Source organism: Mycobacterium sp. NGS61 (genome assembly GCF_059812325.1).
The window spans coordinates 381,907-394,636 of the sequence record NZ_JCALCL010000003.1 but is presented as its reverse complement, the minus strand read 5'-3'; the positions used below and the strand labels follow the sequence as shown (position 1 = coordinate 394,636).

Annotated in this window: 9 protein-coding genes; all 9 read right to left on the bottom strand. The window is 70.8% G+C overall.

Translation table 11 applies throughout. The features are described 5' to 3' along the window. Window positions 1-94: 94 nt before the first annotated feature. A complete protein-coding gene (gene ftsZ / locus AC5Y3Z_RS09405) occupies window positions 95-1,237 on the bottom strand; it encodes a cell division protein FtsZ (RefSeq protein WP_463824450.1) in 1,143 nt (380 codons plus the stop codon). 670 nt (window positions 1,238-1,907) lie between these two features. Beyond that, window positions 1,908-2,825 carry a cell division protein FtsQ/DivIB gene (locus AC5Y3Z_RS09400; RefSeq protein WP_463824912.1) on the bottom strand — a complete coding sequence of 306 codons (918 nt, stop codon included), beginning with the start codon at window positions 2,823-2,825 and terminating at the stop codon, window positions 1,908-1,910. Between the two features lie 41 nt (window positions 2,826-2,866). Then, entirely contained in the window at window positions 2,867-4,324 is a 1,458-nt protein-coding gene (gene murC, locus AC5Y3Z_RS09395; RefSeq protein ID WP_463824451.1) for a UDP-N-acetylmuramate--L-alanine ligase, read from the bottom strand. Then, window positions 4,321-5,523, bottom strand: a complete 1,203-nt coding sequence (gene murG / locus AC5Y3Z_RS09390; RefSeq protein ID WP_463824452.1) for an undecaprenyldiphospho-muramoylpentapeptide beta-N-acetylglucosaminyltransferase — start codon at window positions 5,521-5,523, stop codon at window positions 4,321-4,323. The genes murC and murG overlap by 4 nt, the downstream gene beginning before the upstream one ends. Further along, window positions 5,520-7,097 carry a putative lipid II flippase FtsW gene (gene ftsW / locus AC5Y3Z_RS09385; RefSeq protein ID WP_463824453.1) on the bottom strand — a complete coding sequence of 526 codons (1,578 nt, stop codon included), beginning with the start codon at window positions 7,095-7,097 and terminating at the stop codon, window positions 5,520-5,522. The genes murG and ftsW overlap by 4 nt, the downstream gene beginning before the upstream one ends. 5 nt (window positions 7,098-7,102) lie before the next feature. After that, window positions 7,103-8,548, bottom strand: a complete 1,446-nt coding sequence (gene murD, locus AC5Y3Z_RS09380; RefSeq protein ID WP_463824454.1) for a UDP-N-acetylmuramoyl-L-alanine--D-glutamate ligase — start codon at window positions 8,546-8,548, stop codon at window positions 7,103-7,105. Between the two features lies 1 nt (window position 8,549). Next, entirely contained in the window at window positions 8,550-9,650 is a 1,101-nt protein-coding gene (mraY, locus tag AC5Y3Z_RS09375) for a phospho-N-acetylmuramoyl-pentapeptide-transferase (protein WP_463824455.1), read from the bottom strand. After that, a complete protein-coding gene (locus tag AC5Y3Z_RS09370; protein WP_463824456.1) occupies window positions 9,647-11,146 on the bottom strand; it encodes a UDP-N-acetylmuramoyl-tripeptide--D-alanyl-D-alanine ligase in 1,500 nt (499 codons plus the stop codon). Before AC5Y3Z_RS09370 ends, mraY begins: the two co-directional genes overlap by 4 nt. Continuing rightward, window positions 11,143-12,720, bottom strand: coding sequence for a UDP-N-acetylmuramoyl-L-alanyl-D-glutamate--2,6-diaminopimelate ligase (locus AC5Y3Z_RS09365; RefSeq protein ID WP_463824913.1), 1,578 nt, complete (start codon window positions 12,718-12,720; stop codon window positions 11,143-11,145). The genes AC5Y3Z_RS09370 and AC5Y3Z_RS09365 overlap by 4 nt, the downstream gene beginning before the upstream one ends. Window positions 12,721-12,730: the final 10 nt, after the last annotated feature.

Sequence of the window (12,730 nt, the reverse complement as noted above, 5' to 3'; positions counted from 1 at the left end):
AGTATCTGGAATCGGTTGCCCGCCAGAGTGCTTCGACGTGAGGCCATTATGTTTCGAGGCCGGTTCGTCGCGCAGTGGCAAGCAAATCGAGACCTCAGCGGCGCATGAAGGGCGGCACGTCGACGTCATCGTCGTCACCGCCGATGCTCAGCGTCGCACCGTTGGTGTGCACCGGCACGCTGACGGCGTCGACCGGCTCGAACAACGTGGAGGTGAGCTTGCCGGCCTTGGCGGTCTCAATCCGGTGGGCGCCGCCGGTCTCGGTGGCGCTGGTGACCGGCTTGCGGCCCGGCCCGGCATCGAAGCCGGCCGCGATGACGGTGACGCGCACCTCGTCGCCGAGCGAGTCGTCGATCACGGTACCGAAGATGATGTTCGCGTCCTGATGCGCGGCGTCCTGCACCAACGAGGCTGCCTCGTTGATCTCGAAGAGCCCCAGGTCGCTGCCGCCGGCGATCGACATCAGCACGCCCTGCGCACCTTCCATCGACGCTTCCAGCAGCGGCGAGTTGATCGCGATCTCGGCGGCCTTGAGCGAGCGGCCCTCGCCGCGAGCCGAGCCGATGCCCATCAGCGCGGTGCCCGCGCCGGACATGATGCCCTTGACGTCGGCGAAGTCGACGTTGATCAGGCCCGGTGTGGTGATCAGATCGGTGATGCCCTGCACGCCGTTGAGCAGCACCTCGTCGGCGCTGCGGAAGGCGTCCATCAGCGACACGGCGGCGTCACCCATCTGCAGCAGCCGGTCGTTGGGGATCACGATCAGCGTGTCGCAGCTCTCCCGCAGCGCTGAGATGCCGTTTTCGGCCTGATTGCTGCGCCGTTTGCCCTCGAAGGAGAAGGGCCGGGTGACCACACCGACGGTCAGCGCGCCGAGTTTGCGCGCGATGTTGGCGACGACGGGCGCGCCGCCGGTGCCGGTGCCACCACCCTCACCCGCGGTGACGAAGACCATGTCGGCGCCGCGCAGCAGCTCCTCGATCTCCTCCTTGGCGTCCTCGGCGGCCTTCTTGCCGACCTCGGGGTCGGCACCGGCGCCCAGGCCACGTGTCGAGTCGCGGCCGACGTCCAGCTTGACGTCGGCGTCGCTCATCAACAGGGCCTGCGCATCGGTGTTGATCGCGATGAACTCCACGCCTTTGAGGCCTTGTTCGATCATCCGGTTGACGGCGTTGACGCCGCCACCACCAATGCCCACGACCTTGATGACGGCCAGATAGTTATGTGGGGGGGTCATCATTCGTCTTCCTCCCTGAGGGCTCACGTTCCCCTGAATGTCTTCGGTGCGGTGTGTCTACTTGCAAAAGTCTCAACCTCAACCATAGAGTTAGAGTTATGTCAAGTAGTTCCGCGTAACCAGAACCGTATGGGTACGACGGGCACTAACGCCGCAGGCGCGCCGACGCGCCGCGGGTGATTTTTGTGCTGTGTCTTCGCCGAGCGTGAGCGTGGTCGCCGAGCGTCACGCCAGCGCGACACCCGCGACTGATTAGGCGCCCGCCCCAGCCGGCGCCCCACCGAGCGTCACCCCAGCGCAACGTTCGACGCCCAGCGTCACACCAGCGCGACACCCGCGACTGATTAGGCGCCCGCCCCAGCCGGCGCCCCACCCAGCGTCACACCAGCGCAACGTTCGACGCCCAGCGTCACACCAGCGCGACACCCACGATTGATTAGGCGCCCGCCCCAGCCGGCGCCCCACCCAGCGTCACACCAGCGCAACGTTCGACGCCCAGCGTCACACCAGCGTGACACCCGCGACAGATTTGGCGCCCGCCCCAGCCGGCGTCCCACCCAGCGTCACACCAGCGCAGCGCTCGACGCCCAGCGTCACACTGGCGTGACAAACGCGGGGACCGCGCGCCGAGTGTCACGCGGGCGTGGCAATCCCGGGGTGGACCCGGCGGCTACTTGACGGTCGGCAGGTCAGGGCTGGACACGTCATAGGTGCGGCCGGGCTGGGTCAGCAGCGCCGCGAGCTTCTCCGCCTTCTCCTCCGCACGGTCGGTGGTCCCCCAGATCACCACCCGGCCGTCGGAGAGTGTCAGCGTGATCGAGGACACCGACGGGGCCGCGATCCGGCCCACCTCCCCGGCGACCTCGGGTCGCAGGGCCATCAGCACCTTGAGCGCCGCCAGCGTAGGCGGATCCGTCGGGCCGGGGTTCTCGACGTCGATGTACGGCAGCGCCGGCGGCGGCGGGTCGTTCGCGAAATCGACGCCATCGCGGTCGAACAGATGGGGTCCGTCCGGGAAATCCTTCACCACCACCGGGATTCGCTCGACGATGGTGACGCGCAGCGCCGACGGGTACTCGCGCTGCACCCGGGCGCTGGCCACTCGCCGGATCGCGGCCACCCGCTCGGCGACCTGGCTGGTGTTGATCTGCAGCAACGGCGTCCCGACCCGCACCTGCGCCGCGTTCAGGACGTCCTCGCGGGTCACCACTCCGGTCCCGGTGACCACGATATTGCGGGCCGACATCGCCGGCGTGAAGTACAGGATCAGCCCCAGCCCGACGCCAACGACCACCATGATCACCGTCGCGAGCAGCATCTTGAGCCCGCGGACCACGCCGCGCGCAACAGGTTTGGGCTCGGGCAGGACGTTGCCGCGGGCGCGCCGCTTGGCCTCCCGGCGGGCCTGTTCGATCGCGACGGCCCGGGCCTGGGCGGCGCGCCGCTCGGCGCGTTCCCGGCGTTCGCGCCGGCGTGGACCTTCGAAATCGTCCGGCTCGGAGGTTTCCTCCGGTGGCGCGGGTTGTTCGGTCGCAACAGGTTCGGTGGCGCCGGACTCAGGTACCGCTTCGGCCGGACCGTCGACCAGGTCGGCTCCGCGGGACGCGGACTCCTCGGGGTCGGGCTCGCTCACTGCAACACTCCTGGGCGACCCGGCGCGCTGCGGTTCGACCGGGACCGCAACGCCGCCACGATCTCGGGCCCCAGCAGCGTCACGTCACCGGCGCCCATGGTGACGATGAGGTCACCCGGACCGGCTGCGGCCGCCACCTCGCCGGCCACCATCGAGAAATCCGGCAGGTAGCGCACCGGCACACTCACGTGCTCGGCGACGCTGGCTCCGCTCACCCCGGCCAACGGTTGCTCGCGGGCACCGTAGACGTCGAGCACGAACACTTCGTCGGCGGCATCCAGTGCCCGACCGAATTCGTGGGCGAAAGCCTTTGTCCGCGAATACAAGTGCGGCTGGAACACGACCAACGAGCGCCCGCCGCCGCGCTGCTCGACCACCGACCGCACCGCGGCCAGGGTGGCCGCGACCTCGGTTGGGTGGTGGGCGTAGTCGTCGAACACCTGCACCGAGTCGGCAGTGCCGACCAGTTCGAAGCGGCGCCGCACCCCCTCGAAACCGGCCAGCCCGTCGAGCACCTCCTCGACCGGCGCGCCGATCTCGGTCGCCGCCAGCAGCGCCCCCAACGCATTGAGCGCCATGTGCCGTCCCGGCACCGACAGTCGCATCACCCGCTGCTGCGCCTCGCCGCGAAGTTGCAGGTGGGCCACCGCCTCGGTGCCGTGCTGCTCCCAGGACAACAGGGTCGCGGCCAGGTCGTCGCCGGTGGACCCGTACCGCAGCACCCGGATACCCAGCGCCGCGGTGCGCTGGGCCAGCGCCGCCGCCCCCGGGTCATCGGTGCACACCACCAGCGCGCCGCCCGGCGCCAGCCGCTCGACGAACGCGTCGAACACCCCGACATAGGCGTCGGTGCTGCCGTAGAAGTCCAGGTGGTCGGACTCGATGTTGGTGACCACCGCGACGTTGGGTGTGTACTCCAGCAGCGTGCCGTCGCTTTCGTCGGCTTCGGCGACGAAGTAGTGACCGCTGCCGTGGTGGGCGTTGGTGCCGGCCTCCCCCAGTTCGCCACCGACCGCGAATGACGGGTCGCGCCCGCAGTGCTGCAGCGCCACGATCAACATCGACGTGGTGGTGGTTTTGCCGTGCGTGCCGGTGACCATCAGCGTGGTGCGCCCGGCCATCAGCTTGGCCAGCACCACCGGCCGTAGCACGACCGGGATGCCACGCCGTCGGGCCTCGACCAGCTCGGGGTTGGTTTTCGGGATGGCGGCGTGGGTGGTGATGACGGCGGTGAGCCCGCCAGGCAGCAGATCCAGCGAGGACGCGTCGTGCCCGATGCGGATCTTGGCGCCGCGGGCCAGCAGCGCATGCAGACCTCGCGACTCCTTGGCATCGGACCCCGAGACCAGCCCGCCGCGGTCCAGCAGGATGCGGGCGATGCCCGACATGCCGGCGCCGCCGATGCCGACCATGTGCACCCGGTGCAGCTCCGGGGGCAGCTGTTCGGCGCTCACCGCCGTCCTCCGGAGGAGGCCGAGCGCGCGAGATCCAGCGCCGCCTGCGCCACCCGCAGCGCGGCGTCGCGATGCCCGACGAGCGCAGCCGCCGCCGTCATGGCCGCCAGCCTCGTGGGGTCGTTGAGCAGCCCGGCGACTTCCCGTACCACCAGCTCCGGCGTCAGGGCCGCGTCGGCGACCACCATGCCGCCGCCGGCGTTGACCACCGGCAGCGCGTTGAGCCGTTGTTCGCCGTTGCCGATCGGCAGCGGCACGTAGATGGCCGGCAGCCCGACGGCCGACACCTCAGCCACCGTCATCGCCCCGGACCGGCAGATCGCCATGTCGGCCGCGGCGTACGCCAGATCCATCCGGTCCAGGTAGGGCAATGCGACGTAGGGCGGGTCCCCCGGTTCGGGGGTGCGCAGGTCCAGGGTGTTCTTGGGGCCGTGCGCGTGCAGCACCGAGACCCCCGCGCCGGCCAGCCCGGCGGCCGCCGCCGACACCGCCCGGTTGAGCGAGACCGCGCCCTGGGAACCGCCGAAGACCAGCAGCACCCGCGCGTCCCCGGGGAAACCGAAGTAGGCGCGCGCCTCGCTGCGCAGCGCGGCCCGGTCCAGTGCGGTGATCGCCGCCCGCACCGGCACCCCGACCACCTCGGCACCGTGCAGACCCGACCCCGGCACCGCGGCCAGCACCCGGTCGGCCGAGCGGGCACCGACCCGGTTGGCCAGTCCCGCCCGGGCGTTGGCTTCGTGGATCACCACCGGGACGCGATGGCGTCGGCGTCCCGAGACCCGGCTGCCGCGGGCGGCCAGGTAGGCCGGTAGCGCGACGTAGCCGCCGAAGCCGATGACGACGTCGGCGCGCACGTCGTCGAGCACCGCCCTGGCCTCTCGGACCGCGCGCCACACCCGCGGTGGCAGCCGGGCCAGGTCACCGCTGGGTTTGCGGGGCAGCGGCACCGGGGTGATCAGTTCGAGGTGGTAGCCGCGGGCGGGCACCAGCCGGGTCTCCAGCCCGCGCGCGGTGCCCAACGCGGTGATCCGGATCTGGGGGTCCAGCGAGGTCAGCGCGTCGGCGACGGCCATCGCGGGTTCCACATGCCCGGCGGTCCCGCCTCCGGCCAACACGACCGATAAGGACGGCAACGCGCTACCGGCGGGCAGGGGCGCTGCCCCCAACCCGCCGGTGGACTCGCTGACCATGTCATTCACCCGTAACGCTGACCTTCCAATGCGCGAGCGCGCCCCGTGCGGCGCCGGCCGGCGTATTGCTGGCCAGATCCATGATGCCTCTTCTGCAAGTGCGAGTTGCCCGCAGACCGGCGACCCGACCGTTCCGCGGTGCGCGCCGACGCCTGCCGCGGCGGGGTGGCGGCGCGGCGGACCGGCGGCTTGGGCTGCGGTTTGGCGCGTTTGCGGTCGCGGAATGTTTCCAGACGGGTGGGTGCGTACGGCTCGGGCACCGGCAGCCGCAGCAGCCGGTTGACCTTGTCGTCGCGCCCGGCGCGCAGCGCGGCCACCGCTTCGGGCTCGTTGCGAGCTGCGTTGGCCATGATGCCGATCATGAAAAGCGTTGTCGCCGTTGATGTTCCACCAGCTGAGATGAGCGGCAGCTGCAATCCGGTGACCGGCAGCAGACCGATTACATAGCCGATGTTGATGAACGCCTGGCCCAGGATCCACAGCGTGGTGGTCGCGGTCAGCAACCGCAGGAACGGGTCGGCCGAGCGGCGCGCGATCCGCATCCCGGTGTAGGCGAACAGTCCGAACAGGCCCAGCAATCCGACCGCGCCGATCAGTCCGAGTTCCTCGCCGATGATGGCGAAGATGAAGTCGTTGTGGGCATTGGGCAGATAATTCCATTTGGCCACGCCTTGGCCCAGCCCGTCGCCGAAGATGCCGCCGTGGGCGAGCGCGTACTTGGCCTGGCGCGCCTGGTAACCGGTGTCCATCGGGTCGTTTTCCGGGTCCAGCCAGGACCGCACCCGGTCGGAGCGGTAGCCCGCCGACATCGAGAAGATCGCCCCGGCGATGACCACCATGACCAGACCGCTGATGAACACCCGCAGGTCCAGGCCGGCGTACCACAGCAGGCCCAGCAGGATGATGCCGAGCGAGACGGTCTGTCCGAGGTCGGGCTGGGCCATGATCAGCCCCAACGCAATCAGCGAGGCCGGTACCAGCGGCACCAGGATGTCGCGCAGCCCGGCCCGCTCGGCGCGCCGCGCCGCCAACAGGTGGGCCCCCCAGATTGCGAACGCGATCTTGGCCAACTCCGACGGCTGCATCGAGAAGCCGGCGATCACGAACCACTTCCGCGACCCGTTGACGAGGTTGCCGATGCCAGGAACGAGCACCAGGACCAGCAGGATGCAGGTGACGGCGTAGCTGGTGAAGGCGATCCGGCGGATGAAGCGCACCGACATCCGCAGTCCGGCGTAGCAGGCGACCAGGCCGACGATCGTCCACATCACCTGTTTGCCGAAGATGATCCACGCCGACCCGTCGTTGCCGTAGGACTCGACGCCGGAGGCGGACAGCACCATGATCAGGCCCAGGCTCGTCAGCAATGCCGCGACGGCGATGATCAGATGAAACGAGGTCATCGGCCGCCCCAGCCAGGTGCCGAACCGGGTGCGTGGGCCCGACGGCGGCGCGGGGCTCTTGGTGGGCTGGTCAGCGCTGGCCGGATCCTGCTCGGCCGCCTCGGCCACGCCTTCGGCATCGGAGTTCTCGTCGCCGACGGTCTTGTCCCGGCGCAGCAGCCGGGTCAGCGCGATAGCCACGCCGCCTACCGGACCGCGGCGCGGACGGCGGCGGCAAAGGCGTCACCGCGGGCGGCGTAGCCGCTGAACTGGTCGAACGAGGCGCCGGCCGGGGCGAGCAGCACGGTGTCGCCGGGTGTGGCGAGTTCGCGGGCCGCGGCCACCGCCGCGGTCATCACCCGGGTGCCGATGGTCTCGTCGTCGTTATTAACATGCGTCACATTAGTAACAAATGCCCCACCAGTCTCATGCATCACATCATCCTCGCCTGTGACGACGTGTACGACGGGGACATCGGGCGCGTGTCGCGATAACGCGTCGGCAACCTCGCCGCGATCCCGGCCGATCAGGACCGCCCCGACCAGCCGGGATGCGATGCGGGCGACCTCGGCGTCCACCGACGCGCCCTTGAGCAGTCCGCCGGCCAACCAGACCACCCGGGGGTAGGCCAGCACCGACGCCTCGGCGGCGTGCGGGTTGGTGGCTTTGGAATCGTCGACGTAGGTGATGCCGTCGACCACCGCGACCACCTCCGAGCGGTGCCGGCCGGGCTGGAACGCCGAGATCGCCGACTCGATGGCCGGGGCCCCAACGCCCACCGCGCGGGCCAGCGCGGCCGCCGCCAGCGCGTCGAGCACGCCGACCGGGCCGGGCACCGGTATCGCGCTGACCGCCAGCAACGGCAGGTCGTCGGCAAAAGCGCGGTCCACCAGGAACCCGCCGCGCACGCCCAACTCCCCGGCAGCGGGTTCGCCGAGGCGGAAACCCACCCGCTGCGACGCGGTGTCGACCAATGCCGCGGCGCGGGCGTCGTCGAGGCCGACCACCGCCACCCGGCCGGTGAGCACCCGCGCCTTGGCCGCGGCGTAGTCGGCCATGGTGCCGTGCCAGTCCAGATGGTCCTCGGCGACATTGAGCACCGCGCCCGCCTCGGGCCGCAGCGACGGCGCCCAGAACAGCTGGAAGCTGGACAACTCGACAGCCAGCACGTCCGACGGCTTGTCGAGCACGTCCAGCACCGGGTCGCCGATGTTGCCGCACAGGGCGCTGCGCAGCCCGCCGGCGGTCACCATGGCGTGCAGCATCGAGGTGGTGGTGGTCTTGCCGTTGGTGCCGGTCACCACCAGCCAGCGCCGCGGCGGCCCGTAGTGGCCTGATGCGTCCAGCCGCCAGGCCAGTTCCACGTCACCCCAGATGGGCACGCCGGCTGCCGCGGCAGCCGCCAGCACCGGAGTACTCGGCTGGAAACCGGGACTGGTGACGACCAGCGCGTAGTCGGCGATCTGCCGGATCGCGGCCGCCGGAGCCACAGTGGCCACGCCCCGGTCGGCGTACGGGCGCAGCATGGCGGGGTCGTCGTCGCAGAGGGTCGGGGCGGCGCCGAACCCGTGCAGCGCCGCCAACACCGCCCGGCCGGTCACCCGCGCACCGGCGATCAGGACGGGCGCGCCCGCCGTTAAGGGGCCCAGCACGTCACGCACCGATCGTGGAGAGGTACTCGCCGTAGAACAGGGCCACGCCCAACCCGCAGGTGATCGCCGTGAGCAGCCAGAACCGGATGATCACTGTGGTTTCCGCCCAGCCGGACAACTCGAAATGATGATGGAACGGCGCCATCCGGAAGACGCGGCGCCCGGTCGTGCGGAAGGCCAGGATCTGCAGGACCACCGAGGTGACTTCGGCGACGAACAACGAACCGAGCACCACAGCGAGGATTTCGGTGCGGCTGGTCACCGACAGCCCGGCGATGATGCCGCCCAGCGCCAGCGACCCGGTGTCGCCCATGAAGATCTTGGCCGGGGCGGCGTTCCACCACAGAAAACCGATGCAGGCTCCGGCGGTGGCCGCCGCCACCAATGCCAGGTCCAGCGGGTCGCGCACGTTGTAACAGCCCTGCAGCCAGGTCTGCGGCCCCAGCAACGCCATCGACGCGCACGCGTTGCGGAACTGCCAGAAGGTGATCAGCACGTAGGCGCCCGCGACCATCGCCATGCAGCCCGCGGCCAGCCCGTCCAGCCCGTCGGTGAAATTGACCGCGTTGGACCAGGCGCTGACCATCACCACGCAGAACAGCACGAACATGGCCGGGGTGAAGGTGATGGTGGCGATGTCGCGGACATAGGACAGATCCGTGCTGCCCGGCGTCAGGCCGGCAGCGTTGCGGAACTGCAGCACCAGCACCGCGAACAGCACGGCGGCGGTGATCTGCCCGATGGTCTTGGCCGTCTTGTTCAGCCCCAGGTTGCGCGAACGGCGGATCTTGATCAGGTCGTCCAGAAAACCGACGCCGCCCAGCGCGGTAGCCAGCCCCAGCACCAGCAGGCCGGAGGCGGTCACGCCGTCGCCGTCGAAGAGCAGGCCGAACAGGTGCGTGCCCAGGTAGCCGGCCCAGATACCGGCCAGGATCGCCACCCCACCCATCGACGGCGTGCCCCGTTTGCTCTGGTGGGTGGGCGGGCCGTCCTCGCGGATCTGGTGACCGAAACCCTGCCGGGTGAACAGCCGGATCAACGCCGGGGTGAGCAGGATGGACACGGTCACCGCAATGGCGACGGCGATCAGGATCTGTCTCACGCGGGGTCACCTTCGGCGACGAGCGCGTCGGCCATCGCGCCCAGACCGGCCGAGTTGGACGCCTTGACCAGCACCACGTCGCCGGCTCGCAGCTCGGCGCGCAGCAGCGCCAGGGCGGCGTCCCGGTCGGGTACCTGGACGGCCTCCGATCCCCACGAGCCCTCCATCACCGCACCCTGGTGCATGGCGCTCATCGACCTCCCGGTTCCCACGACTACAAGTCGAGACACATCTAATCGCACCGCGAGCCGGCCGATGCGATCGTGCTCGGTTATCGCGTCGTCGCCGAGTTCGGCCATCTCCCCCAGCACCGCCCAGCTGCGCCGCCGATCACCGGTCTGATCGGCCGCGCCGTGCGCCATCCACGCCAACGCCTGCAGTCCGGCCCGCATCGAGTCGGGGTTGGCGTTGTACGCGTCGTCGATCACGGTCACCCCGTCAGAGCGGGTGCTGACCTGCATGCGGTGCCGCGACACCGGCCCGGCACCGGCGAGCACCGCGGCCACCTGTGCGACGTCGGCGCCGCATTCGAGGGCGACGGCAGCCGCGCACAGGGCGTTGCCCACCTGATGATCGCCCGAGACGCCGAGCTGGATCTCGGCGTGCGCGCCGCCGGCGTGCAGGGTGAAGCGGGGACGCGCCAGTTCGTCGAGGGCGACCGGGCCGGCCCACACGTCGGCGTCGCGGTGCCGGCTCACCCGGACCACGCGGGCCGGGGTCACGTGCGCCATCGCGGCGACCATCGGGTCGTCCGCGTTGAGGATGACCACCCCGTCAGGCGAAACTGCTTGCGGCAGCTCCGATTTGGTCTGCGCGATGATCTCGCGTGAGCCGAACTCGCCTAGGTGCGCGGTGCCGACGTTGAGGACCACGCCGATCGACGGCGGGGCGATCTCGGCCAGGGCGGCGATGTTGCCGGGGTGGCGCGCGGACATCTCCAGCACCAGGAAGTCGGTGTCGCGGGTGGCCCGCAGCACCGTCCAGGGATGGCCCAGTTCGTTGTTGAACGATCCCGGCGGAGCGACGACCTCGCCGAGTGGCTGCAGAACGGCGGCCACCAGATCCTTGGTCGAGGTCTTGCCCGACGATCCGGTGATGCCGATGATCCGCAGCTTGCCGGCCACCAGCTCGGCAGCTACTGCAGCGGCGAGGTTGGCCAGCGCGGCCAGCACCGCCGCGCCGGAACCGTCCACGTCGTGTTCGAGGACGCCGGCCCGACCGTCCGGCGCCGGACGCGGCGCCACCACGATGGCCGGTACGCCCACCGGGCGGGCGGCCAGCACCACCGCCGCGCCGGCGGCCACCGCCGCCCCGGCATGGTCGTGACCGTCGGCGCGCGCCCCGGGCAGGGCGAGGAACAGTCCGCCGGGACCGACGGCACGCGAGTCGAATTCCACCGTCCCGGTGACGTGGGTGGCCGCGGCCTGCTCGGCGGAGATGTCGGCCAGGGTGCCGCCGACGATCTCGGCGATGCGGGCGACGGTCAGGTCGATCACACGCGGTCCTGCAGCGCGTCGGCCAGTTCGACGCGGTCGTCGAACGGGCGCACCTCGCTGGCACCGCGCTGACCGGTTTCGTGTCCTTTGCCGGCGATCAGCACCACGTCACCGGGCGCTGCCCAGGCCACCGCGCGCCGGATCGCCGCGCGCCGGTCGCCGAGCTCCAGCACCTGGGCCTTACCGCCGGCGGCGCCGGCCAGGATCTCGCGGCGGATCGCGGCGGGATCCTCACTGCGCGGGTTGTCGTCGGTGACGATCACCAGATCGGCCAGTTCGGCGGCGATTTCGCCCATCGGCGCCCGCTTGCCGGGGTCGCGGTCGCCCCCGGCGCCGAACACCACCGCCAATCGCCGATCCGGGTGCCGCAGGGTGCTCAGCACCGCACGCAGCGCTTCGGGTTTGTGGGCGTAGTCGACCAGGGCGACGAAATCCTGGCCGCGGTCGACCAACTCGAGCCGCCCGGGTACCCGGGTAAGGCGCAACCCCGGCGCCGCCTGTTCCGGCCGCACCCCGATCGCATCCAGAATCGCCAGTGCGACAAGACAATTCGCGATGTTGTAGTGGCCCGGCAAGTCGATCCCGACGCGGTGCTGCGCGCCGGCGGGGTCGATGGCGGTGAACTCTTGCCCGGCCGGTCCCACTGGCGTGACGTCGGCGGCGCGCCAGTGCGCTGGCCGGCCGGTGACGCTGACGGTGATCGGATCGGTTGCCCGCCCGGCCATCGCGCGTCCGGCGTCGTCGTCGATGCACACCACGGCGCGGCGGGCGTGCAGCGCCGAGGCCGGGTCGAAGAGCAGTGCCTTGGCTTCGAAGTACTCCTGCATGGTCTGGTGGAAATCCAGATGGTCCCGCGAGAGGTTGGTGAACGCCCCGATCGCGAACTCGGTGCCGTCCACCCGGCCGAGGCTCAGCGCGTGACTGGACACCTCCATCACCACGGTGTCCACCCCGCGCTCGGCCATCGCCGCGTACAAGGCCTGCAGGGCGGGTGCCTCCGGCGTGGTCAGCGCGCTGGGGATGTCGGTGCCGTCGATCCGGATGCCGATGGTGCCGATCAGCCCGGCGATCCGACCGGCCGCCCGCAGCCCGGCCTCGACCAGATAGGTCGTGGTGGTCTTGCCGGACGTACCGGTGATGCCGACCACCGCCATCCGCGCCGACGGCCGCCCGTAGACGGTGGCTGCCAGGCCGCCGAGCACGCTGCGGGGCGCCGGATGCACCAGCACCGGGATCTCGACAGCACCCATCTCGGCCAGGCCGGCGGCGTCGGTGAGCAGCGCGACCGCGCCGCGTTCGATCGCCTGACCGGCGTGCCGGGCGCCGTGGGTGACCGAACCGGGCAGGGCCGCGAACAGGTCACCGGGCCGCACGTCCTGACCACGCAACGTCACCCCGGTGACCGGCAGGTCTGGGACGCAATCTGGTCGATCGGGGCCCGTCGGCAGCACCGCGCCGACCTGGGCGGCCAACACATCCAGCGGGATCCCGGCGCCGGTGCTGGGACGCAGGTCCGTGGGGGCCAACGCCACAGTCACCACCTCCGTACGACGTCGCGTGATCGCGATGATCAGCCATGACACC